The organism is Streptomyces sp. NPDC094147 (genome assembly GCF_044764265.1).
Lineage (GTDB): Bacteria > Actinomycetota > Actinomycetes > Streptomycetales > Streptomycetaceae > Streptomyces.
In genome coordinates this window covers 13,617-38,439 of record NZ_JBIWHT010000002.1, presented here as the reverse complement: position 1 = coordinate 38,439, position 24,823 = coordinate 13,617, and the positions used below count along the sequence as shown (strand labels likewise).

The 24,823-nt window shown below is 72.2% G+C and carries 23 protein-coding genes; 12 read left to right on the top strand and 11 right to left on the bottom strand.

Features of this window, described 5'->3' with window-relative positions; translation table 11 throughout:
* Positions 1–39 precede the first annotated feature (39 nt).
* Positions 40–2,049, bottom strand: a complete 2,010-nt coding sequence (locus ACIQ8J_RS05580) for a thioredoxin domain-containing protein (RefSeq protein WP_403267648.1) — start codon at positions 2,047–2,049, stop codon at positions 40–42.
* A 112-nt stretch (positions 2,050–2,161) separates the two neighbouring features.
* Here ACIQ8J_RS05580 and ACIQ8J_RS05575 point away from each other — a divergent pair, with 112 nt between their 5' ends.
* On the top strand, positions 2,162–5,365 hold the full coding sequence (locus ACIQ8J_RS05575) for a tetratricopeptide repeat protein (protein WP_403267651.1): 3,204 nt from the start codon (positions 2,162–2,164) through the stop codon (positions 5,363–5,365).
* Between the two features lie 60 nt (positions 5,366–5,425).
* Here the strand turns inward: ACIQ8J_RS05575 and ACIQ8J_RS05570 are convergent, their stop codons facing one another.
* Positions 5,426–5,662: a hypothetical protein gene (locus ACIQ8J_RS05570; protein ID WP_403267654.1), complete on the bottom strand. Its 237-nt coding sequence runs from the start codon at positions 5,660–5,662 to the stop codon at positions 5,426–5,428.
* Positions 5,655–6,536 carry a mycothiol conjugate amidase Mca gene (gene mca / locus ACIQ8J_RS05565; protein ID WP_403267656.1) on the bottom strand — a complete coding sequence of 294 codons (882 nt, stop codon included), beginning with the start codon at positions 6,534–6,536 and terminating at the stop codon, positions 5,655–5,657. Before mca ends, ACIQ8J_RS05570 begins: the two co-directional genes overlap by 8 nt.
* Before the next feature lie 127 nt (positions 6,537–6,663).
* Between mca and ACIQ8J_RS05560 the strand changes: the two genes are divergently transcribed.
* A complete protein-coding gene (locus ACIQ8J_RS05560; RefSeq protein ID WP_403267659.1) occupies positions 6,664–7,065 on the top strand; it encodes a DUF4307 domain-containing protein in 402 nt (133 codons plus the stop codon).
* A 204-nt stretch (positions 7,066–7,269) separates the two neighbouring features.
* Positions 7,270–7,767, top strand: coding sequence for a transcription elongation factor GreA (gene greA, locus ACIQ8J_RS05555; RefSeq protein WP_403267662.1), 498 nt, complete (start codon positions 7,270–7,272; stop codon positions 7,765–7,767).
* Positions 7,768–7,835: 68 nt separating this feature from the next.
* On the opposite strand, the gene ACIQ8J_RS05550 is transcribed toward greA, so the two are convergent.
* From ACIQ8J_RS05550 to ilvA, 3 genes are all read right to left on the bottom strand, one after another.
* The gene (locus tag ACIQ8J_RS05550) at positions 7,836–8,660 is read right to left on the bottom strand and encodes an ABC transporter permease (protein ID WP_403267790.1); all 825 of its coding nucleotides are present in this window, start codon (positions 8,658–8,660) and stop codon (positions 7,836–7,838) included.
* A gap of 17 nt (positions 8,661–8,677) precedes the next feature.
* Positions 8,678–9,694, bottom strand: coding sequence for an ATP-binding cassette domain-containing protein (locus ACIQ8J_RS05545; RefSeq protein WP_403267664.1), 1,017 nt, complete (start codon positions 9,692–9,694; stop codon positions 8,678–8,680).
* Between the two features lie 191 nt (positions 9,695–9,885).
* Positions 9,886–11,115, bottom strand: a complete 1,230-nt coding sequence (ilvA, locus tag ACIQ8J_RS05540) for a threonine ammonia-lyase (RefSeq protein WP_403267667.1) — start codon at positions 11,113–11,115, stop codon at positions 9,886–9,888.
* 155 nt (positions 11,116–11,270) lie between these two features.
* On the opposite strand from ilvA, the gene ACIQ8J_RS05535 reads away from it, so the two are divergent.
* Positions 11,271–11,774: a MarR family winged helix-turn-helix transcriptional regulator gene (locus ACIQ8J_RS05535; protein ID WP_403267670.1), complete on the top strand. Its 504-nt coding sequence runs from the start codon at positions 11,271–11,273 to the stop codon at positions 11,772–11,774.
* A 32-nt stretch (positions 11,775–11,806) separates the two neighbouring features.
* Entirely contained in the window at positions 11,807–12,283 is a 477-nt protein-coding gene (locus ACIQ8J_RS05530; RefSeq protein ID WP_403267673.1) for a sigma factor-like helix-turn-helix DNA-binding protein, read from the top strand.
* 295 nt (positions 12,284–12,578) lie between these two features.
* Here the strand turns inward: ACIQ8J_RS05530 and ACIQ8J_RS05525 are convergent, their stop codons facing one another.
* A complete protein-coding gene (locus ACIQ8J_RS05525) occupies positions 12,579–13,742 on the bottom strand; it encodes a cystathionine gamma-synthase (RefSeq protein ID WP_403267676.1) in 1,164 nt (387 codons plus the stop codon).
* 70 nt (positions 13,743–13,812) lie between these two features.
* Between ACIQ8J_RS05525 and ACIQ8J_RS05520 the strand changes: the two genes are divergently transcribed.
* Positions 13,813–14,916: a hypothetical protein gene (locus tag ACIQ8J_RS05520; RefSeq protein ID WP_403267678.1), complete on the top strand. Its 1,104-nt coding sequence runs from the start codon at positions 13,813–13,815 to the stop codon at positions 14,914–14,916.
* A gap of 138 nt (positions 14,917–15,054) precedes the next feature.
* Positions 15,055–15,720, top strand: coding sequence for a peptide-methionine (S)-S-oxide reductase MsrA (msrA, locus tag ACIQ8J_RS05515; protein ID WP_403267681.1), 666 nt, complete (start codon positions 15,055–15,057; stop codon positions 15,718–15,720).
* A gap of 846 nt (positions 15,721–16,566) precedes the next feature.
* Here msrA and ACIQ8J_RS05510 read toward each other — a convergent pair.
* Positions 16,567–17,370: a helix-turn-helix domain-containing protein gene (locus ACIQ8J_RS05510; RefSeq protein WP_403267684.1), complete on the bottom strand. Its 804-nt coding sequence runs from the start codon at positions 17,368–17,370 to the stop codon at positions 16,567–16,569.
* A 145-nt stretch (positions 17,371–17,515) separates the two neighbouring features.
* Between ACIQ8J_RS05510 and ACIQ8J_RS05505 the strand changes: the two genes are divergently transcribed.
* A complete protein-coding gene (locus ACIQ8J_RS05505) occupies positions 17,516–17,962 on the top strand; it encodes a VOC family protein (RefSeq protein ID WP_403267687.1) in 447 nt (148 codons plus the stop codon).
* 55 nt (positions 17,963–18,017) lie between these two features.
* Positions 18,018–18,605, top strand: a complete 588-nt coding sequence (locus tag ACIQ8J_RS05500) for a DUF4291 domain-containing protein (RefSeq protein ID WP_403267689.1) — start codon at positions 18,018–18,020, stop codon at positions 18,603–18,605.
* Here ACIQ8J_RS05500 and ACIQ8J_RS05495 read toward each other — a convergent pair.
* The gene (locus ACIQ8J_RS05495) at positions 18,587–19,009 is read right to left on the bottom strand and encodes a PPOX class F420-dependent oxidoreductase (RefSeq protein ID WP_403267692.1); all 423 of its coding nucleotides are present in this window, start codon (positions 19,007–19,009) and stop codon (positions 18,587–18,589) included. The genes ACIQ8J_RS05500 and ACIQ8J_RS05495 overlap by 19 nt on opposite strands.
* 63 nt (positions 19,010–19,072) lie before the next feature.
* Entirely contained in the window at positions 19,073–19,732 is a 660-nt protein-coding gene (locus ACIQ8J_RS05490) for a GntR family transcriptional regulator (RefSeq protein ID WP_403267695.1), read from the bottom strand.
* Positions 19,733–19,835: 103 nt separating this feature from the next.
* On the opposite strand from ACIQ8J_RS05490, the gene ACIQ8J_RS05485 reads away from it, so the two are divergent.
* Both ACIQ8J_RS05485 and ACIQ8J_RS05480 read left to right on the top strand, forming a co-directional pair.
* Positions 19,836–20,789: a multidrug resistance efflux transporter family protein gene (locus ACIQ8J_RS05485; RefSeq protein WP_403267793.1), complete on the top strand. Its 954-nt coding sequence runs from the start codon at positions 19,836–19,838 to the stop codon at positions 20,787–20,789.
* A 9-nt stretch (positions 20,790–20,798) separates the two neighbouring features.
* Positions 20,799–22,610, top strand: a complete 1,812-nt coding sequence (locus tag ACIQ8J_RS05480) for a hypothetical protein (RefSeq protein WP_403267698.1) — start codon at positions 20,799–20,801, stop codon at positions 22,608–22,610.
* A 151-nt stretch (positions 22,611–22,761) separates the two neighbouring features.
* Here ACIQ8J_RS05480 and ACIQ8J_RS05475 read toward each other — a convergent pair whose 3' ends face one another.
* Complete coding sequence (locus ACIQ8J_RS05475; protein WP_403267700.1) at positions 22,762–23,799, bottom strand: NAD(P)-dependent alcohol dehydrogenase; 1,038 nt, start codon at positions 23,797–23,799, stop codon at positions 22,762–22,764.
* Positions 23,800–23,956: 157 nt separating this feature from the next.
* Between ACIQ8J_RS05475 and ACIQ8J_RS05470 the strand changes: the two genes are divergently transcribed.
* The gene (locus tag ACIQ8J_RS05470; protein WP_403267703.1) at positions 23,957–24,811 is read left to right on the top strand and encodes a helix-turn-helix domain-containing protein; all 855 of its coding nucleotides are present in this window, start codon (positions 23,957–23,959) and stop codon (positions 24,809–24,811) included.
* Positions 24,812–24,823: the final 12 nt, after the last annotated feature.

The following is a 24,823-nucleotide window of genomic DNA, read 5'->3' as shown; positions in this document are numbered from 1 at the left end:
ATCCCCCGGAGGGTCCCGGGAAGGGGCGGGGTGGGGAAATCAGCTCAGCGCCTCCGCCAGGGACTCCGGCGTCGTCACCGGCGCATCGCACGTGAAGTGCCGGCACACATACGCGGCCGGCCCGCCGTCCACCAACACCCGCCCCGCGAGCAGCGGAAACTCACCGCCCGGCGAACCGACGGCAACCACCGCCCCCGGCGCCGACGCCAGCAGCGCCGTCCGGTGCAGCGCCCCGGTCCGCGGATCGGTGGGCGCCCCCACCACCGCCACCTCGCGCGGCCCGTCGAGCAGCGCCTCGGCCGCGGCGAGCCCCCACCCGATGAACCGCGGCGCCCGCGGCCCGAGCGCGCCGACCACCCCCAACGCCGCCTCCGCCGCACTGCGGTGCGCCTCGGAGCCGGTGTGCGCCGCGTACGAGAGCAGGGCCTGCGCGGCGGCCGTCCAGCCCGAGGGCGTCGCGTTGTCCGTCGGGTCCTGCGGCCGCCGGATGAGCTTCTCCGCGTCGTGCGCCGTGTCGTACAGCGCGCCCTCCTCGCCGACGAACTGGTCGAGCACGATGTCGAGCAGGAACCCGGCGAACTCCAGCCAGACCCCCTCCCCCGTCACCCCGGCGAGCGCGAGGAAGCCCTCGGCGACGTCGGCGTAGTCCTCCAACACCCCGGAGTTCGCGCCCACTTGACCGTCCTTGGAGGTGCGGGCGAGCCGTGCGTGGGAGTCCAGGTGGACCCGTACGAGCAGATCCGCGGCCTCGGTCGCGCGCTCGACCAGGTCCGGCCGGTCGAAGAGCGCGCCGGTCTCGGCGAGCGCCGCGACCGCCAGGCCGTTCCAGGCCGCGACCACCTTGTCGTCCCGCCCGGGGCGCTCCCGCAGCTCGCGCGCGGCCCGGAGCCGCTCCCGTACGGAGGTGTCCAACGGGCCGCCGTCAAAGGGCAGTTGGAGGACGGAGGCGCCCTCCTCGAAGGTGCCTTCCTCAGTCACCCCGAAGTGCCGCGCGGCCGCCTGCCCGTCCCGCTCCCCCAGCACCTCGGCGAGCTGAGCGGGCGTCCACACGTAGTACGCCCCCTCCACGTGCCGCCCGGTCCCGTCGTCGCTGTCGGCATCCAGCGCGGAGGCGTACCCGCCCTCGTTGGTCCGCAGCTCCCGCACCATGAAGTCGGCGGTCTCCAGGGCGACCCGCCGCGCCAGCTCCGACCCGGTGACCCGCCACAGGTGCGCGTAGACCCTGCACAGCAGGGCGTTGTCGTAGAGCATCTTCTCGAAGTGGGGCACCACGAAGGCGCGGTCGACCGAGTAGCGGGCGAAGCCGCCGCCGAGCTGGTCGTAGATGCCGCCGCGGGCCATCGCCTCGCAGGTGTCGGCGGCCATCTGCAGGGCGCCCTCCGCGCCGGTGCGGGCGTAATGGCGCAGCAGGAATTCGAGGGACATCGACGGCGGGAACTTCGGCGCGCCCCCGAACCCGCTGTGCTTCTCGTCGTAGTCGCGGGTCAGTCCCAGCAGGGCCTGGGAGAGTTCGGACTCGCCGGGCACCTCCGTGCCCGAGTGGGCGAGTTCACGGGAGGACAGATCTCGTACGATCTTGCCCGCGACCTCGCCCACCTCGTCCCGCCGACCGGTCCAGGCGGTCCGCACGCCTTCCAGGATCTGCCGGAAGGACGGCATTCCGTGCCGGGGCGCGGGCGGGAAGTAGGTACCGAAGTAGAAGGGTTCGGCGTCGGCGGTGAGGAACACCGTCATGGGCCAGCCGCCCTGGCCGGTGGCGGCCTGCACGGCCTCCATGTAGACGGCGTCGATGTCGGGGCGCTCCTCCCGGTCCACCTTGACGCTCACGAAGTGCTCGTTGAGGTAGGCGGCGGTGGTCTCGTCCTCGAAGGACTCGTGCGCCATGACGTGGCACCAGTGACAGCTGCTGTATCCGACGCTGAGCAGCACCGGGACCCCGCGTTCCCGGGCCTCCTCGAAGGCCTCGGGCGACCAGGGCCACCAGTCGACGGGGTTGTCGGCGTGCTGGAGGAGGTACGGGGACGTCTCATGGGCGAGGCGGTTCGGCATGAGGGCATCCTCCCCCACACGGGAGATGATCCGCAGACTCCCTCGCGCCGACGCGCGTCACGCAGGACACTTGGAGTCGCAATGAGTGACCGGCTCTCGGAGGGGGACGCACATGCGGGACAGCCATCGGGCCGAGGCCGAGCGGCTGTTGGTTCGGGCCGTGGAGGAAGAGGTACGGCGATCCGGCGGGCGGTCCGACGGGAGTGCTCTGCTGTCGCGGGGCCGGGCGGCGCTCGACGCGCTGGCCGAGAGCGCCGGGGAGGAGTACACGGCCTATACCGACGCGCTGGACGAGGCGGCGGCCGGGCAGCTTTCGTTCGGGGAGCGGTTCAGGCGTGAGGGCGGGTCAACAGGGCTGCTGGCAACGGGAGTCGGCGCCGTCGCTGCGGTGGTCGCCGATATCGCGCTCGGGGTCCATGCGGGCAACGCGGTCGGGGCGGGGGCGGCCGTGGCGGTCGCCGGGGCCGCGGCGACGGTCGCCAGGGTGACTGCCTCGCACCTGCCGGCCGCGCACCGGCGGGCCGGTGCGCTCGGCCAGCCCGGCGGCCTGGAGCAGCTGCGGTTGCAGTGGCTGACCGCCCTGGAGGTGCGGGGGCTGCGCCCGTTCCTGGACCAGCAGCGGGCGGTGAACGTCAAACCGCCGCAGAAGAAGGTGCCGACGCAGCTGCGCGGCACGGACAAGAGCGCGGCGGCCCGCCGCAGGTCGGTGCTTGAGCAGTCGTTCGGCCATCTGCCCGATCCGCAGGGCCCGTTCGCGGGGCGGCGGGCGGAGCTGGCGCGGATCGGCCAGTGGGTGCAGGCGGCCCGCGCCTCGACGGAGACCCGCCCCACCGTCGTGGTGCTGCACGGCGCGCCGGGCTCGGGCCGCAGCACCCTCGCGCTGCGCGCGGCGCACGGGCTGCGCGACCAGTTCCGCGGCGCGTGCCTGGTCGACATGCGCGGCGGGGGCCTGTCGGGCGAGGGCCCGCTGGCGACCCGGGACGCGCTGCTGCACCTGCTGAACCGGCTCGGCGCACCGCGCGAGCAGCTGCTCTTCCGGGAGCGGTCGTCGCCCGAGCAGCAGGTGCGCCGCCTCGCCGAGCTCTACCACCAGCATCTGACGGGCCTCGCGATCACCGTCGTACTGGACGACGCCGACGATGCCGAGCAGGTGCGCACGCTGGTGCCGGAGCGGTCGGACGGCCTGGTGCTCGTCACCTCCTCCAAGCCGCTCGACCTGCCCGCCGACTTCCCGGCGTGGGTGCACCAGCTGGCGGTCGAGCCGCTGGACTCGGCGGGCGCGGAGGAACTGCTGCGGGAGGCCGCCGAGGAGAAGGATTCGGGTCCCTACGACGCCGAATCGACCGAGCTGGTACGGCAGTTGTGCGGCGGTCTGCCGCTGGCGCTGCGGATCGCGGGGTCTTCGCTCGGGCCGCGTTCGGCGCGGGCGCTGGCCGCGGACCTCGGGGCGTACGGTCCGGTGGCGCCCGCCGAGCGGGCCCTGTGGCTGCGCTACACCGACCAGTCCGAGCCCGCCCGGCGGCTGCTGCGCAGGCTGGCGCTGGCGGGCCGGGCCTCGCTGGGCGCGGCGGCGGCCGCCGCGCTGCTCGCGGCCGACGAGCAGGAGGCCCAGCGCCAGCTCGCCGCGCTGGCCGCGGCCGGGCTCATCGACCACGTGCGCGGCAGCCGCTACCGGCTGCACGACGTCGTACGGTCCTTCGCGCAGGCCCGCCTCGCGGACGAGGAGGAGCCGGCCGAGCGGGTGGCCGCGCAGGAGCGGCTGATCCGCAACTACGCCGAGCTCGCGGACGCGGTCGGCCGGATGGTCGACGGCAAGATGTCGACGCGGGCCGGCCACTTCGGCGGGCACGGTTTCGCCTCGCTGGACGCGGCGCTGCGCTGGCTGGACGACGAGTCGAGTTTCATCACGGCGGCGCTGCGGCAGGCGGAGGGCGTCGACCAGGAGGCCGTGCTCAGTCTGCTGGGCGCGCTGTGCGACTACTGTCTGCTGCGCGGCGACCTGTACCGGCTCGGCGAGATCAGCGAGCTGACGCAGGCCGTCGACCAGGGCCTCCTGGTCCGCTCGGTGCAGTGGCGTACCGGCATCGCGGCACGTCAGCTGGGCGAGCTCGACACGGCGCGTACGACGCTGTCCTCGGTGGTCAACCTGTACCGCGAGGCCCAGCACGTGGCGGGCGCCGCGCTCGCGCTGTGCTCGCTGGGCATCACGCTGCACCATCAGGGCAATCTGGCCGAGGCGGCGGCCAAGCTGCGCGAGGCGATCGGCCTCCAGGCCGACGAGGAGCTCTCCGGTGACCGCGCCTGGTCGCTGCACGCGCTCGCGGCGGTGGAGCGCGACCGGGCGAACCTGTCGGAGGCGGTGACTCTGCTGGCCGCCGCGCTCGAACTGCACCGCGAGAACGAGTCGCTGCACGGCGAGGCGTGGACGCATTTCCAGCTGGGCCAGCTGTGTCTGCGGATGGGCGATGTGCCGCGCGCCGAGGGCGAGTTGCGCACCGCGCTCGACATGTACGGGCGCACCCGCGACGGCCGGGGCGAGGCGTGGGCGATGACCCAGCTCGCCCGCGCCCGGCTGGTCGACGGGGACCCGGCCCCGGCGGTCGACCAGCTCCGCCAGGCGCTGTCGCGCCACCGCGAGCAGGAGGACGCGCGCGGTGAGGCGTGGACGCTGTACTACCTGGGCCAGGCCCTTGAGGAGCGCGGCGACCGGGACCAGGCGGTGCGCGAGCTGGAGCGGGCCCGCACGATGTTCTCGCGGATGCGCGATGTGTACGGGCTTGCCTGTACGCGCCACCACTCGGGCCGGGTCACCCGCGACCAGCGCGCCGCCCAGACCGGCAATCTGCGCAACTCCGGGTTCGCCCGCCAGCTCCTGGTGGACGCCCGCGCCGACTTCCACCGCATCGGGGTGGCGCACGGCGAGGCCTGGACGTGTCTGGAGCTTGCGCTGATCGACGCGGGCAACAACCGACCGGGCCCGGCGCTGGCGCTGTGCGACGAGGCGACGGCGCTGTTCGCCTCGTACGACGACCGCAGGGGCGGCGACTGGTCGCGCTTCCTGCGCTGCACGCTGCTGCCGTACGCGGGCGCGGGCGGGGTGGACGTCGCCAGCGCGGTGGCGCAGGAGGAGCTGGCCGATCTGCTGCGGGCCCGCCACGACTTCCGCGACAGCAAGCTGGAGGACTGCGCGGAGGCGTTCGGCCTGATGCTGGAGCGCGGCGTCTCGCTGGAGGCCGGCTGGCAGGCCTGGCAGCTGGGCATGGTCCCGGACCGGCACGCCAGGGAGGTCATGGGGGTGCCGGTGGCCCGGACGTGAGGCAGCCCTCGCGGGGTGCCGGGAGCAGAGCCCCAGGCACCCCGCGGGGCGAGCCGTGCGCTAGGCGCTCTTGGGTGCGCCCTTGGCCGCGCCGGAGCCGGGCTCCGACTCCGGGGTCTCCTCGAAGTCGACCTTGCCCATGTGGCGGTTCATCGACTTCATCAGCCTCCACACGCCCAGCGCGAGGGCCGCGAAGACGATGAAGCCGAGGACGCCGGGCGTCACCTTGTTGTTGTCGACCTCTTGGGCCAGAGGGACTAGATGCGTCAGTGCCAGGCTTGCGCTCATATCAGGCATTGTCGCGTACGCCCGCGAAGAGGTCGTCCTCGGGGAGGGAAGTGTCCACGAGGGACTTCGCCAGCTCGTACTCCTCGGTCGGCCAGACCTCCTTCTGGAGGTCGAGCGGCACCCGGAACCAGCCGCCGTCGGGGTCGATCTGGGTGGCGTGCGCGATGAGCGCCTTGTCGCGGATCTCGAAGAACTCCGCGCACGGAACGTGCGTGGTCAGCGTGCGTTCGGCGCGCTCGAACTCCTTCCAGCGCTCCAGCCACTCGCCGTACGGGGAGTCCATGCCGCGGGCGAGCAGCGCCTCGTGCAGGGCGACCGTGCGCGGCTTGTTGAAGCCCTGGTTGTAGTAGAGCTTCTGCGGCTGGTAGACGGGCCCGAACTCGTCCTCGGGGAACTTCTCCGCGTCCCCCGCGCCCTCGAAGGCCACCATCGAGATCTTGTGGGTCATGATGTGGTCGGGGTGCGGGTAGCCGCCGTTCTCGTCGTACGTCGTGATGACCTGCGGGCGGAACGCGCGGATGGACCGCACCAGGCGGCCGGCCGCGACGTCCACGTCCTCCAGGGCGAAGCAGCCCTCGGGCAGCGGCGGCAGCGGGTCGCCCTCGGGCAGCCCGGAGTCGACGAAGCCGAGCCATTCCTGGCTGACACCGAGGATCTCGCGGGCCTCGTCCATCTCTCGCTTGCGGACCTCGTGGATGTGCTCCTCGATGTACTTGTCGCCCTGGAGCTTGGGGTTGAGGATGGAGCCGCGCTCGCCTCCCGTGCAGGTCACGACCAGCACGTCCACCCCCTCGGACACATACTTCGCCATGGTGGCCGCGCCCTTGCTCGACTCGTCGTCGGGGTGGGCGTGGACGGCCATCAGTCGCAGCTGCTCAGTCAAGACTCGATCCTCAGTGACTCAGTAAGTGAATTCGGCGCCCTCTGTGATCGGCGCAATGTGCGGCTTCTATAGTGACCGAATCGGGGGACGGAAAATTCCGGCGGGCCCCACCAGCAGGAGGACGATCATGGCCGCTGTTCGCGAGCAGCCCCCCCAGGGGCGCTACGGCCGCTCGGCGGACGAGCGCGCGGACCGCAAGCTGAAGATCTTCGGCTCGGTGCTCGGCGTCGTGCTGCTCGGCGTGGTCGGCTGGATCGGTTACGACTACGTGGCGGGCCAGACACTCTCCGCACAGGTCATCAAGTTCAAGGCCGTCTCGGACACCGCGATCGAGGTGCACCTGGAAGTCGTCAAGGACAAGGACGCCAAGGGCACCTGCACCCTGCGCGCCCAGCGCAAGAGCGGCGACGACGTGGGCCGGGCGGACTTCCGGTTCGACGAGCCGGTCAAGCAGGTCGACAAGGTGGTCACGATCACCACGATCTCGCGCGCGACCACCGCCGATGTGGTCAGCTGCCAGTCCGATTGAGCCCGGATCGGGCCCCGTACCGCTCAAGCCGCTGATCAAGGTTGACGACGCACACCCGCTGACCTGCATTGACGCAGTTCTAGCGGTTTATGTCCTCCCCCTATGGCGCCGAAATTGTTAGGCTCGTGGTTTCGCCCATCCGACCAGGCACATGCTTCTGGGTAGGGCGATGCTTTGTATTCCCAGTACCGACGAGGAGCACCTGTGACCCAGACCAGCGACAACGTCACCTGGCTGACCCAGGAGGCGTACAACCAGCTCAAGGCCGAGCTGGAGTACCTGTCTGGTCCCGCGCGCACGGAGATCGCCGTAAAGATCGCGGCGGCCCGTGAGGAGGGTGACCTCCGGGAGAACGGCGGGTACCACGCGGCCAAGGAGGAGCAGGGCAAGATGGAGCTCCGGGTGCGCCAGCTGACCCAGCTCCTGGAGCACGCCAAGGTCGGCGAGGCCCCCGCCGCGGACGGTGTGGTGGCTCCCGGCATGCTCGTCACGATCGCCTTCGACGGCGACGAGGACGACACCCTGCAGTTCCTGATGGCCTCGCGGGAGTACGCCTCGACGGAGATCGAGACGTACTCGCCGCAGTCGCCGCTCGGCTCCGGCGTGAACGGCAAGAAGGTCGGCGAGGACGCCGAGTACGAGCTGCCCAACGGCAAGAAGGCCTCGGTGAAGATCCTCGCGGCCACCCCGTTCACCGGCTGATTCCTTTCGCCGTACGCGGTGCAGCCCCCGGTCGCTCCGAGCGGCCGGGGGCTGCGTGCTGTGCGGGATCAGGCGGTCGCCGAGCGGTACTTGCGGACCGCCAGGGTGCGGAAGACCACGATGATCAGGACCGACCAGAGCAGCGAGGCCCACACCGGGTGCTGCATCGGCCAGGCGCCGGAGTCGACCACGCCCGGGTTGCCGAACAGCGTGCGGCAGGCCTGGACGGTGGCGCTGAACGGGTTCCACTCGGCGATGTGCCGCAGCCACGGCGTCATGCCCGAGGTGTTCACGAACGCGTTCGAGACGAAGGTGACCGGGAACAGCCAGATCAGTCCGCCCGAGGTGGCCGCCTCGGGGGTGCGGACCGAGAGGCCGATCAGTGCGCCGATCCAGGAGAACGCGTACCCGAGCAGGAGCAGCAGCGCGAAGGCGCCGAGCATCCTGGGCAGGCCGTTGTGGATGCGCCAGCCCACCAGGAGCGCGACGATCGCGAGGACGACGACGGTCAGGGTGGTCTGCACGAGGTCGGCGAGCGTGCGGCCGGTGAGGACCGCGCCGCGGGTCATGGGCAGCGAGCGGAAGCGGTCGATGAGGCCCTTGTGCATGTCGTCGGCGATGCCGGCGCCGGCACCCGCGGTCGCGAAGGTGACGGTCTGCGCGAAGATGCCGGCCATCAGGAACTCGCGGTAGGCCCCGGCGTCGGTGGTGCCGCCGATGTTGACCGAACCGCCGAAGACGTAGCTGAACAGCACGACGAACATGATCGGCTGGATCATCCCGAAGATGATCATCTCCGGGATGCGGGTCATCCGGATCAGGTTGCGCTGGGCGACGACGAGCGAGTCCCTGACGGACCTGCCGATGCCGCCACCGGCGCGGGGAGCGGGCATGGCGTCGGTGATGGCGCTCACTTGGCGGCCTCCTTGCGGCCCCGGGACTTCTTGTCGTGGGTGTCGGTGCCCTCGTCGTCGCCCTCCTTGCCGGTCTCGGCCGCATGGCCGGTCAGCGAGATGAAGACGTCGTCCAGGGTCGGGCGGCGCAGGCCGATGTCGTCGATCTCGACGCCCCTGGTGTCGAGTTCGCGGATGACCTCGGCGAGCAGCTTGGCGCCGCCGGTGACCGGGACGATGAGGCGGCGGGTGTGCTCCTCGATCTTCACCTCGCCCTTGCCGAAGCCCGCGAGCACGTCCCGGGCCGGCGCTATCTGGTCGCTCTGGTGGACGACGACCTCGACGCGCTCGCCGCCGGTACGGGCCTTGAGCTGGTCGGAACTGCCGCGGGCGATGACCTTGCCGTGGTCCACGACGCAGATGTCGTGGGCGAGCCGGTCGGCCTCTTCCAAGTACTGGGTGGTCAGCAGCAGAGTGGTGCCGCCGGCCACCAACTCCTGGATGACTTCCCACAGTTGCTGCCGGTTGCGCGGGTCGAGGCCGGTGGTCGGCTCGTCCATGAACATGACGGGCGGCGAGACCACGAGGGCGGCCGCGAGGTCGAGGCGGCGGCGCATGCCGCCGGAGTACGTCTTGGCGGGCCGGTCGGCGGCGTCCGCCAGGTTGAAGCGGTCGAGCAGTTCGCCCGCCCGGACCTTCGCGGCCTTGCCGTTCATCTGGTAGAGCTTGCCGACCATGTGCAGGTTCTCGCGGCCGGTGAGGTATTCGTCGACGGCCGCGAACTGGCCGGACAGGCCGATGGAGCGGCGGACTTCGTTGGGATGCTTGAGGACGTCGATGCCCGCGACGACCGCCTTGCCGCGGTCGGGCTGGAGCAGGGTGGTCAGGACGCGCACGGTGGTGGTCTTGCCGGCGCCGTTGGGGCCGAGCAGGCCGAGGACAGTGCCCTCAGGGACATCGAGGTCAACGCCGTCCAGAGCCGTGACATCGCCGAACGTCTTCACCAGGCCTTCGGCGTAGATGGCGCCTGGCATGTGGGTACCCCCAGTGTTGGATCTGACTTCCTGGAACTTCCTGGACAAATCCTAGATTTCCGGGCACGCGGTGCCCGGTGGAGTCGTTGTACGCAGCCACACCATAACGCGATACATCGCGTCCTGTCAGCCGTCCGGCACGACCTTCCTCGCCGCACCCCCTCGCTCGTCGCCCGGTCGCGGATGCCCGCTCAGCTCATGACGGTGTAGCCCGCCTCCCGCAGCGCCGACGCCACCTCGGCGCAGTGCTCCGGGCCCTTCGTCTCCAGGTGCAACTCCACCTCCACTTCCGTGAGTCCGAGCCGCGGGTCGGTCCGTACGTGACTCACGTCGAGAACATTGGCATCCAGCACTGACAATTCCCCGAGCAGCGAGGCCAGCGCCCCCGGCCGGTCCGTCAGGCGCAGCCGCAGCGACAGGTAGCGGCCCGCCGCCGACATGCCGTGCCGCAGGATGCGCTGGAGCAGGAGCGGGTCGACGTTGCCGCCCGAAAGCACCGCGACCACCGGCCCCCGGAACGACTCGGGCTCGCTCAGGATCGCCGCCACCGGGCTCGCCCCGGCGGGCTCCACCACCAGCTTGGCCCGCTCCAGGCAGAGCAGCAGCGCACTGGATAGGGCGTCCTCCGAAACCGTACGAACTTCGTCGACCAGCTCGCTGACCAGCGCGAACGGTATGTCTCCGGGCCGCCCCACCTTGATGCCGTCGGCCATTGTCGGGGCCGGGTCGATCGCGACCGGATGGCCTGCGGCCAGCGAGGGCGGATAGGCCGCGGCGGCCGCCGCCTGCACCCCGACGATCCTGACGTCCGGCCGCACCGCCTTCACCGCGACCGCGATCCCGGCCGCGAGCCCGCCGCCACCGATGCCGACCACGATGGTGCGCACCTCCGGGCACTGCTCCAGGATCTCCAGACCCACCGTGCCCTGCCCCGCGATGATGTCCGGGTGGTCGAAGGGGTGGATGAACACCGCGCCGGTGTCCCGCGCGTACGCCTCGGCCGCGGCCAGCGTCTCGTCGACCACCGTGCCGTGCAGGATCACCTCCGCGCCGTAGTGCCGGGTCGCGGCGACCTTGGGCAGCGGGGCGCCCATCGGCATGAACACCGTGGAGTGCACGCCGAGCAGCGAGGAGGCCAGCGCCACGCCCTGCGCGTGGTTGCCCGCGCTCGCCGCGACCACCCCGGCCGCCCGCTCCTCGGGACGCAGCCCGGAGATCCGCACGTACGCGCCGCGCAGCTTGAACGAGCCGGTGCGCTGGAGGTTCTCGCACTTGAGGTGGACCGGGGCGCCCACCAGCGACGAAAGGTGGCGGGAGCCTTCCATCGCGGTGGTGCGGGCCACCCCCGACAGCATCTTCTGCGCACCGCGGATGTCATCGAGGATGAGGTGATGCAAGGGGCCTGACGTACTGAAGGTCATGACATCAAGTCTTGCAGCTCACGGCCGTTGCGGCCGTGGAGATCCGGATCCGCCGGGTACTCGTGCACAGGTTTGCGCACCGCCGGTACGTATGACGGCCGGGCCGCGTACTCTTTCCCCCACCACACCGACACCCGCACGAGAGAGCCCCGGCCATGCCCCCAGTTCAGGACATGACTCCCCCGCTTGATCCCGGTCTCCTCGATGCCCTCCAGCACCAGGTGGCCGTGTTCGCCCGCCGTGCCGAGCAGACCCGGCTCGGCGGCATCGGCCAGGTCCGCAACTCGATGGACCGGGCCGCGTATCTGCTCCTCAACCGGCTGGACCTGGAAGGCCCGATGGGCGTCAAGGCGCTCGCCGCGGGCATGGGGATCGACTCCTCGACCGTGACCCGCCAGGTCGCTCCGCTCGTCGACACGGGCCTGGTCCGGCGCACTTCGCACCCCGAGGACGGGCGGGCCGTGGTGCTCCAGCTGTCCCCGCGCGGCCGGGCCCGCCTCGAAGAGGTCCGCTCCTCGCGGCGCGAGCTGATGGCGCAGGTCACCGACGGCTGGACGGAGCAGGAACGCGAGTCGTTCTGCACCCTGCTGACCCGTTTCAACTCCGCCCTCTCGGCCCGCCAGTCGGCCGCACAGGAGCCGGCCGCGCCGACCTCTTGACCCGGGCTCGCGCCTGCCCTCATATGAGGCTCATGCGCGAGCGGCGCTCCAACCAACACCGCCGCCGTACCCGGGAGTTCGAGGCATTCGTGGCGGGTGCGGGCGGCCGGCTGCTGCACGCCGCCACCCTGCTGACCGCCGAACCCCCCGGCGACAATCCGCGCGCCCGGCGCCTGCTGACCACCGCCCTGGCCGAGACGTACGCCCGCTGGCACCGGCTGCACGGCGAGGACCCGTACGACCGCACCCGCCAGGAACTCGCCGCCCGCTTCGCCCGCGCCGCCTGGCACTTCCGAATGGCCAGGGGCGGGCTGCTGGCCCGGCTGACCCCGCAGGAACGGCTCATCCTCGTACTGCGCCTGCACGAAGGAGTCGCCGAGGAGCAGACGGCGGCGCTGGTCGGGCTTCCGGCGGACCGGGTGCGCGCGATCTGCACCCGGGCGATCGCCACGATGCGCAGCACCCCGCCGGCCCCGCCCGCGGTCACGGCTCCCGGGGTGGCCCCATGAACGGGCCCGGCGGACGGGAGGCCGCCCGGTGAACACCCCCGACCGCAAAACCGCCGAGGTCCGCCGGCTCCTGGAGAGCGGACCGCATCCCGCCGTACCGGTCGAACTCGCCGTCCGGGCGGCCGAGTTGGGGCTGCGGATGCTGCACCGGCGCCGCGTCGTGCGCCGCACGCTGTGGCTGCTGCTCGCGGTGGCGGTGATCGCCTTCGCGGTCTGGGCCTCGACGGCCCGGCCGTGGGTGGCGCCGCCTTCTACGGTGACGCCACCCCTGGAGGGTCTGTGGCCCGGCGCGCTGTTAACCCAGCGCCTGCTGAAGGTCGGCGAGCAGGTCGTCCGCGTTCTCGATGCCCACCGAGACCCGGACCAGGTCGGCCGGGACCTCCAGGGCGGAGCCCACGACGCTGGCGTGCGTCATCCGGCCCGGGTGCTCGATCAGCGACTCGACACCGCCGAGGGACTCGCCGAGCGTGAACAGCTTCGCGCGGTTGCAGACCTCGACCGCCGCCTGCTCGCCGCCCTCGACGCGGAAGGAGACCATGCCGCCGAAAGCGCGCATCTGCTTGGCGGCGATGTCGTGGCCCGGGTGTCCGGGCAGCCCCGGGTAGAGGACCTGGGTGACCTTGGCGTGCCGGGTCAGCATCTCGGCGACCTTGCCCGCGTTCTCGCTGTGCCGGTCCATGCGCACCGGCAGCGTCTTGATGCCGCGCAGCACCAGCCACGAGTCGAAGGGCCCGGCGACGGCGCCCATCGCGTTCTGGTGATAGGCCAACTCCTCGCCGATCTCGGTGGAGTTGGTGACGAGCGCGCCGCCCACGACGTCGGAGTGCCCGCCCATGTACTTGGTCAGCGAGTGCACCACGATGTCCGCGCCGAGCGAGAGCGGCTGCTGGAGGTAGGGGCTGGCGAAGGTGTTGTCGACGACGAGCCGGGCGCCGGCGTCGGAGGCGACCTGGGCCACGGCGGCGATGTCGGTGATGCCGAGCAGCGGGTTGGAGGGCGTCTCGACCCAGATGACCTTCGTACGGTCGGTGACGGCGGCCCGCACCGAGGCCGGGTCGGAGGTGTCGGCGACCGACCACTCGACGCCCCAGCGGGAGACGACCTTCGCGAACAGGCGGAAGGTGCCGCCGTAGGCGTCGTTCGGGATCACCACGTGGTCGCCGGGGGTGAGCAGCGTACGCAGCAGGCAGTCCTCGGCGGCGAGCCCGGAGGCGAAGGCGAGGCCGCGGCGGCCGCCTTCCAGGGCTGCCAGGTTCTCTTCGAGGGCGGTCCGGGTCGGGTTGGCGCTGCGGCTGTACTCGTAGCCGCCGCGCAGGCCGCCGACGCCGTCCTGCTTGTAGGTGGAAACCTGGTAGATCGGGGGGACGACCGCACCGGTCAGCGGATCCGCGGTGTTCCCGGCATGGATCGCGATGGTCTCGAAGTTCTTGACCGCGTCGTCTGCGTGCGTGTGGCTCATGACTCCAGAGCCTAGTTCGTAAGCTCGCCTGGTTCGTCATATCCGGCCGCCGTCTGGTTCGCTGGTGGTCATGGAGATTCTGTGGACCCTGTTGGCGCTGTGCCTGCTCATCGCGATCGTCAGCCGGTTCGTGTTCCGCCGCCAGGGCGGCATCCGGCTGGCCCGGCCCGGTGCGCCGGACGCCGCGGACCCGGCGGCCTACGGCTTCGTACGCCAGGAAGAGCTGGACGTACGCCTGCCGGGACCCGACCAGGACCTCCTCGACGTGCTCGCGGTGGTGCAGGCGACGCAGGACTGGAAGGCGGCCTCGCAGCTGCTCGCCGGGACGCCCAAGGAGGGCGAGCGGCGCTGGCAGCGCGTGCAGGCCTTCGCGGGCGCGGCCTCCCTGGAACTGGCCCAGCGCCCCGGCGTCGGCGGGGCGTGGCTGCGCACCTGGCGTTCCGAGGCGCCGCAGGACGCGGGGGCGGCGCAGGTCCACGCGGAGTTCCTGGTCCAGCAGGCCTGGCGCTCCTCCTCCGCGCACCGGGACGACTTCCGCATCATCCTGGAGGAGGCCCGCGCGGTGTGCGCAGAGGCTGCGGAGCTGGCGCCGGACGACCCGGTCCCGTACATCACCGAACTCGCGGTCGCCCGCGGACTCGCCTACCCCCGCCCGGAGTTCGACCGCCTGTGGGCCGAGGTCCTGGACCGCGCCCCGCACCACATGGGCGCGCATCTCGCGGCCCTGCACTACCACTGCGAGAAGTGGCACGGCTCGCGTGAGCAGGCCGACGAGTTCGCGACGGCGTCCGCCGCGCGTGCGCCGCGCGGCTCGCTGCTCTCGGCGCTCCCCCTCTTCGCGGTGTACGAGCACCTCCCCGAGGTCGTCATCGTGCGCGACTTCTACCGCACGGCGGTGGTCGGCCGCGCCATGGACGGCGCCCTGCACGCGGCCCACCAGGCCCGCCCCGACGACCCGGTCCTGCCCCACGTCCGCCACCTCCTGGTCCTGTTCCTGGTCCGCGCCGAACGCTGGGCGGAGTCGATGGACCAGTTCGTGGCCCTGGACGGCTACGTGGGCGCCCTCCCCTGGACGGTCTGCGAGGACCCGGCGGAGAGCTACGCCCTGTGCCGGGCGCTGGCGGTGGCGGGCTACGAGGCGAACGGGGGGAGCCCGGCGACGCTGCGGAGGTAGGGGCGGGGGCGCCGAGCCGGCGCGGGGCGGCGTGTCCGGTTGCTCCCTCCCGCCACCGGGCCACCGGGCCACCGGGCTGGAATCTCCCGCGCCGGCCGTACGTTCCCCCTAGGCACCCACTCTTCCGAGGAGCCCCCGATGATCTTCGGCCGCCGCACGCCCGAGCTGCCCACCCCCGAGCAGGCCCTCAAGGGCCGCCCGGAGCCCGAATTCACCGTTCCCTCCCGGCACACGGTGCTGGGCAACCCGCTCGTCGGCCCGTACCCCGAGGGGCTGGAGGTCGCGGACTTCGGGATGGGCTGCTTCTGGGGGGCCGAGCGCAAGTTCTGGCAGACGCCGGGGGTCTGGACGACGCTGGTCGGCTACCAGGGCGGGAGCACGGTGAACCCCGCGTACGAGGAGGTCTGCTCGGGCCTGACCGGCCACACGGAGGCGGTCCGGGTGGTCTACGACCCCGCGCTCGTCTCGTACGAGCAGCTCCTGAAGGTGTTCTGGGAGTCCCACGACCCGACCCAGGGCTTCCGCCAGGGCAACGACGTGGGCACCCAGTACCGCTCGGCGATCTACACCCACTCCCCTGCCCAGGCCACCACGGCCCAGTCCTCCCGCGAGGCCTACCAGAAGGTCCTGACGGGCTCGGGCTACGGCACGATCACGACGGAGCTGCTTCCTGCGGAGGGGCGGCCGTTCTACGCTGCGGAGCCGTATCACCAGCAGTACTTGGACAAGAATCCGGCGGGGTACTGCGGGATCGGGGGGACGGGGGTGTCCTGCCCGATCGGCGTGGCCAAGGCCGACGGCTGATTCCTCCAAATCGCCTCCCCCTGGGCCGAGTTCGTGACGGCCGAGGGGGCGGCGGCAGGCGTGCGGTGACCATGGCGGGGCCGGTCAGGTACGCGTACTCGAAAATCCAGTGGAACTGCGCACCGGCGGATCGGTCTCGACGGCGCGCGTGGAGGCATTGTCCTGATGGAGATGCAGACGTGGCGTGATGCGTGGACGCGGGCCGATGACGTCTGCCGGGCGCTCAGGGAGGCGTCGGAGAGGCTCGGGTTCCCTGAAGTCGGCGTGGGGTGCTGTCCGCCCTCAGGCGCCCTACCGGGGCGCGGCACAGGTACACGTCGGCGTGATCGACGCCGGTCTTGTCGAGGACCTGGCCCAGGTGCTGCGCGGGTCGGCCGACGTGCGGCATCCGGCGAGGTGCGGGACTGGCCCCGACCGGGGGCATGGTCCGCGGTCGCGACCCGAGGCGGGCGCGGCAAAGCCCCGCGGGTCAATGCCGGGTGCCTGCCAAGGCAGACGAATGGGGTCGGGTTGGTTGCGTCGAGCGCCATTCGGGGGAGTCCGCCGGGTTGCCGGAGTACCGCGGGGCGGGTTCGGGGTGAATTGCTGGGAAGCGGCGATTCGGCCGGAAAGGCGGTAGGCGTGAGTGATCCGAGGACGACGATGGGGGACCCGGTGCATCTGGCGTTGCCGCATGCGCCGGCGCAGCCCGTGAAGGGGTGTGCGGTGTGTGCGGAGCTGGAGGTGCGGCGGCGGGCGGCGCGGGGGCGGGGTGACCTGTCGGCGGCCACGGACGCGGACGTGGGGATTCGTCAGCACCCTCATTCCGCCCGGCGCGAGCGCGGAGGCCGGCCGCGGTGAGCCCGGTCAGCCAAGGCGCTGGACCAGGATCGCGTCGCCCCGGTCGCCGCTGTCCGCCGGGTAGAGGAGGGCCAGGGTCGCGCGCAGCTTCGGCGCGTCGGGCGCCGGGGCCAGTTCGACCGTACGGGAGGTGAAGTCGCCCACCGAACGGCAGGACCACCAGGCGGCGAGGTCGGGGCGGGCCTCGCGCAGGCGGACGGTGAGGCCGCGGATCCGGGCGTCGTGGGGGTGGCGGTCCGCACGGGTGCGGAAGTGGCGGTACAGGTCCATGGCCAGCGGTTGCCAGTCGGGGAGCAGCCGCTGATGGGCTGGGTCCGTGAGCAGGAGGAGGAGCAGGTTCCGGTCCGCCGGCGCCACGCCCGCCGGGTCGGGCCACAGCGCCGCGTACGCCTCGTTCCAGGCCGTGATGGAGAGCGCGGCGTCCAGCGCGATGGCCGGGGTCTCGGGCCAACTGTCCATCAGCGCAAGGGTGTTGGCGCTTACCGGAGCGGCCTCCGCCTCCGGGGCCGCGAAGCCCGCCAGGGTCAGGACGTGTGCGCGGGCCGTCGCGTCCAGGCGCAGGGTGCGGCTCACCGCGTCCAGTACCTGCCGGGAGGTCTCGACGCGTCCCTGTTCCAGCCACGAGTACCAGGCCACCCCCACCCCGGAGAGCGCGGCGACCTCCTCGCGGCGCAGGCCCGGGGTGCGGCGTCGCGCTCCGGCCGGCAGGCCGAGCTCGGCCGGGGCGAGGCGTTCGCGGTGGGCTCGGAGGAAGCCCCCGAGTTCGCGCCGCCTCGCCGCGACGCCCGTACCCTCGCCCTCCACCCTCATGCCCGCCGCCTCGCCGAGTCCGAGCCCGCGCCCTCTACCACCACCGTCACCGTCATCCCCCCACCGTATGACTCAGCCTATGACCCCTGCTCACCGCATGAACCGGCTTCTGGCAGTGGCCCGTTGGGCGGCGGAAGCTGGCCCCATGACCGACAACGACACCACCCCCCATCCCGCCCCCGTCATGCGGCGGCGCAGCAACGACTCGTCCGCCCTCGCCTCCCCCCGCGCCTTCGTCCGCGTCTTCACCGGCCCCGGCACCCTTGAGGAGCTCACCGTCTTCTACGAGGAAGTGCTCGGCATCGAGCGCGACATGTGGTTCACCTATCCGGCGAAGGGCATCGCGCTGGCCGCGGTCGGCGGGTTCCTGCTCATCGAGGGTTCGGACGAGGCCGTCGCGCCGTTCCTCGACGCCGACGGCACCCTGCTGGTCGACTCGGCCGAGGACCATCTGGCCCGGCTGACCGCCCGGGGTGCGGAGATCCTCGACCCGCTGCACCCGGTACCGACGGGCTCCGGGTTCACCGCCCGGCACCCGGACGGCACCGTCATCGAGTACGTCGAACACCGGCCCACCCCCGAAGGGCTGTGACCACCGGGGCGATATTCGCTGGCCCTGCCATGGCCGCCCGCGTCACGCTTCCCCCATGGAAGACCGCACCAGTCCAACCCCGCCCCGCCGGCAGATCCGCGCCCTGCACACCGAGTCGACGGTCACCGTCTACCAGGCGTACGACCCCGCCATCGGGCTGCCCGCCGCCCGCGACGGGCGGTTCCCGGCGGCCTGGAAGCGGGAGCGGATGACATGGGTCAAGCCGTCGTTCCTGTGGATGATGTACCGCTCGGGGTGGGGCCTGAAGGACGGGCAGCGGACCGTGCTCGCCGTCGAGATCCGGCGGGACGGGTTCGACTGGGCGCTCGACCACGCCTGCCTCTCGCACCACGTACCCGAGGTGCACGGTGAACAGGCAGACTGGAAGCGGGAGTTGAAGCGGGCGCCCGCCCGGGTGCAGTGGGATCCCGAGCGGGATCTGCGCCTGGTGGCCCTGCCGTACCGGTCGTTGCAGCTCGGGCTCGCCGGGGAGGCGGTGCGGCGGTACGCGGACGAGTGGATCGTCGGGATCCGCGATGTCACCCCGCTCGCCCACCGCGTCCACGCGCTCGTACGGGACGGCGAACTCGACGCCGCCCGCGCCCTGTTGCCGGACGAACGGGTCTACGCCTCGTCGTCCTGACGGCTCGACGCAGGCACGAACTCGATGACCTTCCGCGGGGTCACCCGCACGATCAGGCGCCGCTCGTCGTCACTCTCCCCCGGCGGGTCGATGCCGAGGTACTTGTGGGACAGCTCGTGCGGGAGCTTCTTGGCCTCGTCGGGGATCAGTTCGGCGGTGCCGCGGATCTCGACGGAGACGTACGGGTTCGCGAGGTCGAAGAGCGCGACGCTGACCCTCGGGTCCCGCTCGATGTTGCGGGCCTTCTGCCGGGTCGCGAGGGTCGAGAACTCGATGGCGTCGCCGTCGCGCTTCACCCACACCACCGAGGCGTGCGGCGCGCCGCCGGGGCCCTGCGTGGCGACCGTGGCGAAGTTCTTGCCGTCGAGCAGGGCGCGGGCGTTGTCGGTCAGCGGGACGGACACGGATCCCCTCCAATGGGCTTGATCAGCGGGCGAGTTGCTCGCACAACCCGGGCCGCCGCCGCTTCATTCCAGCTCCGCCCAGATCTCGTACGAGATCTGGGCCGCCCGCTCGGCGTCCCGCGCCTCGCACGCCGCGATCAGCTCCTCGTGCCGGGCCGCCGACGCGCGGGCGGCCTCGCTGGAGAAGCGCTGGTGTTCCAGGCGGCGCAGCAGCGGGGTGTAGCGGGCCACCGTGTCGGCCAGCGGCTGGTTGCCGCCGGCCGACACCGGGACGGCGTGGAAGGCGTCGTCGGCTTCGATCGCCGCCGCGATGTCGCCCGCCGCCACCGCCCGTACGAAATCCGCGTTCGCCGTACGCATCTCGGCCAGGTGGCTCTTCTTCAGGCGCGGCAGCGCCTCCCGTACCGCGAGGGTGTGCATCGCGCGGACCACGGCCAGCGCGCCCCGGATCTCCTCGGCGACCAGCGGGGCCACCCTCGTATAGCTCTGCGGTTTGGACACGACGAGGCGCTCCGCGGCGAGGCGGGCGAGGGCGTCGCGGACCGGGGCGCGGGAGAGGCCGAGGCGGGCGGCGAGTACGGCGTCGCTCAGCTTCGCACCCGGGGCGTACTCGCCCGAGACGATGGACGACAGCAGTGCCTCGTACGCGATGTCGCGCAGCAGACGGCGGGGGGCTGGGGCGGATACGGGGGCGGGGTCGGCGTCGGGCGGCTCTGGGGTCACGACTAACATTTTAGTTGCGCGCGACCGGGCGACGCGCGACCGGGCAACACGATCAGGCAACGGGGGCCGGACAGTGAGTACCAGGAGAGGGACCGGCGTGCCCATGGCGCTCGGCGTCGTCGCCGCCGGGTGTTTCGCGACCAGCTTCGTGCTCAATCGCGAGATGAGCGTGGCGGGCGGATCCTGGCTGTGGACCGCGAGCCTGCGCTATCTGTTCATGGTGCCGCCGCTCGTCCTGCTCGTGTGGATACGCGGCGGACTGCCCGGGGTCGTACGGAGTCTGCGGGCCTGGCCCTGGTCGTGGCTGGGCTGGTCGACGGTCGGGTTCGGGCTGTTCTACGCGCCGCTGACCTGGGCGAGCGGGGCGGGCGCGGGCTGGCTGCTCGCGGCGACCTGGCAGTTGGTGATCGTCGCGGGGATCCTGATCGGCGGGCGGGTTCCGCGCCGCACGCTCGCGGTCTCGCTGCTCATCGTCGCCGGGGTCGCGCTCGCGCAGACCCAGAACGCGCACGGCATGGACGCGGGGACGGTCGCACGCGTCGTCGTCCCGGTGCTGGTCGCGGCCGTCGCCTACCCGCTCGGCAACCGCAGACTGCTCGGCCGCGACGGCCTCGACGGGGTGCAGCGCACGCTCGCCATGACGGTCGGCTCGCTGCCGCTGTGGGTGGCCCTCGCCGGTGCGGCGGGCGTACGCGTCGGCGCGCCGGGACGCGATCAGGTCGTCCAGTGCCTGATCGTCGCCCTGGTGTCGGGGGTGGTGGCGACCACCCTGTTCTTCCGCGCCACCGATCTCGTACGGGACCGGCCGGCCGCGCTGGGTGCGGTGGAGGCGACCCAGGCCGCCGAGGTGCCCTTCACGCTGGCGGGCGAGGCCCTGGTGACCGGCGTCGCGGCCCCGACCCCGACCGGCTGGACGGGCCTCGCGCTCATCGTCGGCGGGCTCTGCCTGCACGCCCTGCACCCGGCCCGGGACCAGGATCCGGCCCCGGACAGCGTGGCGATCAGGCCTTCGAGCGCGGAACCGGCGCGGACGGGCTCCCGGTCGGCCGGATCGTAGGGTGGCCGGATGGGCAACGGCGAGAGCGTGCGCGTACGAATACCCATACGCGACGAGGAGCGTGAGCGGGGCGGGGCGGAGCCCAGGAGGTGGTGGCGGGGACGGGCGGCGGTGCCCGTGCTCCTCACGGGGCTGGTGATTCCCGCGTACGCCGCGTGGGCCGCCTTCCTCGCGACCGGCGGGGGCGACCTCGCGGCCCAGTTCGCGTGGGCCGGGTTCGCCGCGCGGCACCCGGGGTCGGCGTACAACCTGTCCTGGTACGGCGGCGCGCACACCGCCAACTACAGCCTGCTCACACCGTGGTTGATGGCGTGGTTCGGGGTGCGCACCGTGACGGTGGCGGCGGGCCTCGCCTCGACGTGGCTGATGGCCCGGCTCCTGGTGCGCGCGGAGTCGGTGCGCAAGCCGTGGTGGCCCGCGCTGCTCGGGGCCGGTGCGCTGTGGTGCGACGTGGCATCGGGGCGGACGACCTTCGCGGTGGGCGTGGCCTTCGCGCTGGGGGCCTGCTTGTGGGTCGGGGAGAGCGGCGCTCTCGCTTTGGAGCGGGGCACTCGTTTCCGGGCGAGCCGAGAGAGCGGCGCTCTTGACGTAGAGCAGCGCTCTCATCGCACCACCCCCACCGAGAGCACCGCTCTCACTCCAGAGCGCCGACCTCGCCGCAGAGTCCTGCTCGCAGCCGTGTGCGCCGCTCTCGCCACCGCCGCCAGCCCCGTCGCCGGGCTGTTCCTCGTCGTGGTCGCCGCCGCCTACGGGCTCAATCGGCAGTGGCGTACGGCGGCGGCGCTCCTGCTCCCGCCGTTCGTCGTCGTCGGCGCGACCACCCTGCTCTTCCCCTTCGAGGGCGAACAGCCCATGGCACTCGGCAAGGTGTGGATGCCGCTGGCCGCCTGCGCCGTGCTGGTGTGGGCCGCGCCGCGCGGGCGGGGCTGGCTGGTGGTGCGGTACGGCGCGGCCGTCTACGCGCTGGGCGTCGTGCTCACGTACCTCATCGCCTCCCCCATCGGCACCAACGTGGAGCGGCTCTTCGGACTCGCGGCCCCGCCGGTGCTGCTCGCCGCCGCCCTCGCCAGCACCCCGCGCGACGGAAGCAGCACCGGCGACTCCCCCCGCAAGGCCCCCCTGATCCCCCTGACCCCACGGATCCACCGACTCGTACTCGCCCTCACCTGTCTCGTCTCCGTCCTCTGGCTGCGCGACAAGACCATGGACGATCTGCGGGTCGCGACCGAGGTGCCCGCCTGGGCCGCGCACACCGACGGGGTCGTCGCCGAGCTGGACCGGCTCGGCGCGGACCGTACCCGCGTCGAGGTGGTCCCGGCCCGCAACCACCGCGAGGCGTCCGTACTCGCGGCGCACGTCAACAACGCCCGTGGCTGGAACCGGCAGCTCGATGTCGAACGCGGCCGGCTCTTCTACGACGGCACGCTGGACCCGGACAACTACCGTGCCTGGCTTGGCCGTTGGGCCGTCGGCTTCGTGGTGGTGCCCGACGGCCGCCCGGACGGCCCCGCCGAGGCCGAGGCCGCCCTCGTGCGCGGCGGGCCGTCCTGGCTGGAGCCGGTCTGGCAGGACGCGCACTGGAAGGTCTACCGGGTCCGCGACGCCGCGCCCCTCGTCTCGGCCCCCGGCACCGCGCTCTCGGGCGACGACGCCGAACTGGTCGTACGGATGGACCGGCCGGGCTCGGCGACCGTACGGATCGCGTACTCGCCGTGGCTGCGGGCCGAGGGCGCCCGCGTGACGGAGGGCCCGGACGGCTGGACCCGCCTCACGGTCACCGCGCCCGGCATCTACCGGCTCGGCTCCAGCTATCTTCCCTGATACCCCAACTGCCTTCTCTTACAAGGGAGTTCCGCCTCCGCCGACCGCTGCATCCCGCGCAGCGCCACCGCCGTGCGGCAGCGCGAAAACCCCGGAGGCAGCGGGGCCTCCGGGGTTTCGCTCACAGGTGGATCGGTCAATGCCGGATCGCTCAGATCGTCGCGGTGTCGATCACGAAGCGGTAGCGCACGTCGCTGGCGAGCACCCGCTCGTACGCCTCGTTGATCTGGTCCGCGCGGATCAGCTCGATCTCGGCGCCCAGGCCGTGGTCGGCGCAGAAGTCGAGCATCTCCTGGGTCTCGGCGATGGAGCCGATCATCGAACCGGCGAGGATCTTGTTGCCGCCGATGAGGCCGAACATGTTGAGCGAGTTCGGCTCCTCGGGGGCGCCCACGTTGACGAATGCGCCGCCCGCCTTCAGGAGCGAGAGGTACGCGCCCAGGTCGAGCGGGGCGGAGACAGTCGACACGATCAGGTCGAGGGAGCCCGCGAGCTGCTTGAAGGTGTCCTCGTCGCTGGTCGCGTAGTAGTGGTCGGCGCCGAGCTTCAGGCCGTCGTCCTTCTTGCGCAGCGACTGGCTGAGCACGGTCACCTCGGCGCCGAGCGCGTGCGCGATCTTCACGCCCATGTGGCCGAGGCCGCCGAGCCCGAGGACGGCGACCTTCTTGCCGGGGCCCGCCTGCCAGCGCTTGAGCGGCGAGTACAGGGTGATGCCGGCGCACAGCAGCGGGGCCGCGACGTCCAGCGGGATGCTGTCGGGGATGCGCAGGGTGTGGTCGGCGTCGACCACGATGTGGGTGGAGTAGCCGCCGTAGGTGGGCAGCCCGTCCGTGCCGATGGAGTTGTACGTGGGGGTGCCGGTCGCGCAGAACTGGTTCTGCCCGGCGAAGCAGGCCTCGCACTCGCCGCAGGAGTCGACGAAGCAGCCGACCCCGGCGCGGTCGCCGACCTGGAACTTGGTGACGGCGGAGCCGACCTCGGTGATCACACCCGCGATCTCGTGGCCGGGCACCATCGGGAAGATGGCCTGGCCCCAGCCCTCGCCGACCTGGTGGATGTCGGAGTGGCAGATACCGGCGTACTTGATCTCGATGAGCACGTCGTTCGCGCCCACCGGACGGCGCTCGACGGTGGTGCGCTCCAGCGGGGCCTTGGCGGCGGGGGCGGCGTAGGCGGCGACGGTGGTCATGCCGTTCTCCTCAGATCTTCGGGTACGCGGCCCAGCTTGCCCGAATCCGTGCCGGTCACCCAGGCCCCTGTTCTGCCTACGTCCAGCGTGCGTACCACTGGCAGGGTCAGGCTCCGGGTCGTACGACCACCCCGGTGACGGCGGATACTGGGGTGTCATGGACCAGCGTGCCGAACTCAGCGAATTCCTCCGCTCCCGCCGGGCCCGGCTGAAGCCCGAGGACGTGGGGCTGCCCGACCACGGGCGGCACCGCAGGGTGCCCGGTCTGCGCCGGGAGGAGCTGGCGCAGCTGGCCGGGGTGTCGGTGGCGTACTACACGCGCCTGGAGCAGGGCAACGCGCAGAACGTCTCCGTGGAGGTCCTGGAGGCGATCGGCCGGGCGCTGCGGCTGAACGACACCGAGCAGAACCACCTCAGCCACCTGGCGAAGGGCAAGCCGAGGAAGAAGCGCGCTGCGGCCGCCCGGCCGCAGCAGGTGCGCCCGGCGCTCCAGCAGCTGATCGACGCGATGGAGGGCGTGCCCGCCTACCTCGTCGGCCGCCGCCTCGACATCCTCGGCTGGAACCGGATGGCGGCGGCGCTCCTGGGCGACCTGTCCGAACTGCCGCCGCAGGAGCGGAACCTGGCCCGCCATGTCTTCCTCGACCCGGCCGCGCGTGCGCTGTACGTCGACTGGCACAACAAGGCGGTCGATGTGGTGAGCGTGCTGCGGCTGTGCGCGGGCTGCTACCCGGACGATCCTCAACTGACCGCGCTGGTCGGCGAGTTGTCGGTGAAGAGCGAGGAGTTCCGCAGCATGTGGGCGGCCCATACGGTCGCCGACAAGGGCCATGGCGTCAAGCGGCTGCGGCATCCGGTGGTGGGCGAGCTGACCCTCGCGTACGAGACGCTGAAGCTGCCCGACGAGCACGACCTGTCGCTCGTCACCTTCCACGCGGAGCCGGGTTCGGTGTCGGCGGAGTCGCTGCGGCTGCTCGGCAGTTGGAGCGCCGAGCAGCCGGTGCGGGCCTGAGGGGTCCGCGGG

Bases quoted from the DNA above. Each gene is read 5' to 3' on its own strand.
- ACIQ8J_RS05580 (WP_403267648.1), bottom strand. From the start codon at position 2,049: ATGCCGAACCGCCTCGCCCATGAGACGTCCCCGTACCTCCTCCAGCAC.
- ACIQ8J_RS05575 (WP_403267651.1), top strand. From the start codon at position 2,162: ATGCGGGACAGCCATCGGGCCGAGGCCGAGCGGCTGTTGGTTCGGGCC.
- ACIQ8J_RS05570 (WP_403267654.1), bottom strand. From the start codon at position 5,662: ATGCCTGATATGAGCGCAAGCCTGGCACTGACGCATCTAGTCCCTCTG.
- ACIQ8J_RS05560 (WP_403267659.1), top strand. From the start codon at position 6,664: ATGGCCGCTGTTCGCGAGCAGCCCCCCCAGGGGCGCTACGGCCGCTCG.
- ACIQ8J_RS05550 (WP_403267790.1), bottom strand. From the start codon at position 8,660: ATGCCCGCTCCCCGCGCCGGTGGCGGCATCGGCAGGTCCGTCAGGGAC.
- ACIQ8J_RS05545 (WP_403267664.1), bottom strand. From the start codon at position 9,694: ATGCCAGGCGCCATCTACGCCGAAGGCCTGGTGAAGACGTTCGGCGAT.
- ilvA (WP_403267667.1), bottom strand. From the start codon at position 11,115: ATGACCTTCAGTACGTCAGGCCCCTTGCATCACCTCATCCTCGATGAC.
- ACIQ8J_RS05535 (WP_403267670.1), top strand. From the start codon at position 11,271: ATGCCCCCAGTTCAGGACATGACTCCCCCGCTTGATCCCGGTCTCCTC.
- ACIQ8J_RS05530 (WP_403267673.1), top strand. From the start codon at position 11,807: ATGCGCGAGCGGCGCTCCAACCAACACCGCCGCCGTACCCGGGAGTTC.
- ACIQ8J_RS05525 (WP_403267676.1), bottom strand. From the start codon at position 13,742: ATGAGCCACACGCACGCAGACGACGCGGTCAAGAACTTCGAGACCATC.
- ACIQ8J_RS05520 (WP_403267678.1), top strand. From the start codon at position 13,813: ATGGAGATTCTGTGGACCCTGTTGGCGCTGTGCCTGCTCATCGCGATC.
- msrA (WP_403267681.1), top strand. From the start codon at position 15,055: ATGATCTTCGGCCGCCGCACGCCCGAGCTGCCCACCCCCGAGCAGGCC.
- ACIQ8J_RS05510 (WP_403267684.1), bottom strand. From the start codon at position 17,370: ATGAGGGTGGAGGGCGAGGGTACGGGCGTCGCGGCGAGGCGGCGCGAA.
- ACIQ8J_RS05505 (WP_403267687.1), top strand. From the start codon at position 17,516: ATGACCGACAACGACACCACCCCCCATCCCGCCCCCGTCATGCGGCGG.
- ACIQ8J_RS05500 (WP_403267689.1), top strand. From the start codon at position 18,018: ATGGAAGACCGCACCAGTCCAACCCCGCCCCGCCGGCAGATCCGCGCC.
- ACIQ8J_RS05485 (WP_403267793.1), top strand. From the start codon at position 19,836: ATGGCGCTCGGCGTCGTCGCCGCCGGGTGTTTCGCGACCAGCTTCGTG.
- ACIQ8J_RS05480 (WP_403267698.1), top strand. From the start codon at position 20,799: ATGGGCAACGGCGAGAGCGTGCGCGTACGAATACCCATACGCGACGAG.
- ACIQ8J_RS05475 (WP_403267700.1), bottom strand. From the start codon at position 23,799: ATGACCACCGTCGCCGCCTACGCCGCCCCCGCCGCCAAGGCCCCGCTG.
- ACIQ8J_RS05470 (WP_403267703.1), top strand. From the start codon at position 23,957: ATGGACCAGCGTGCCGAACTCAGCGAATTCCTCCGCTCCCGCCGGGCC.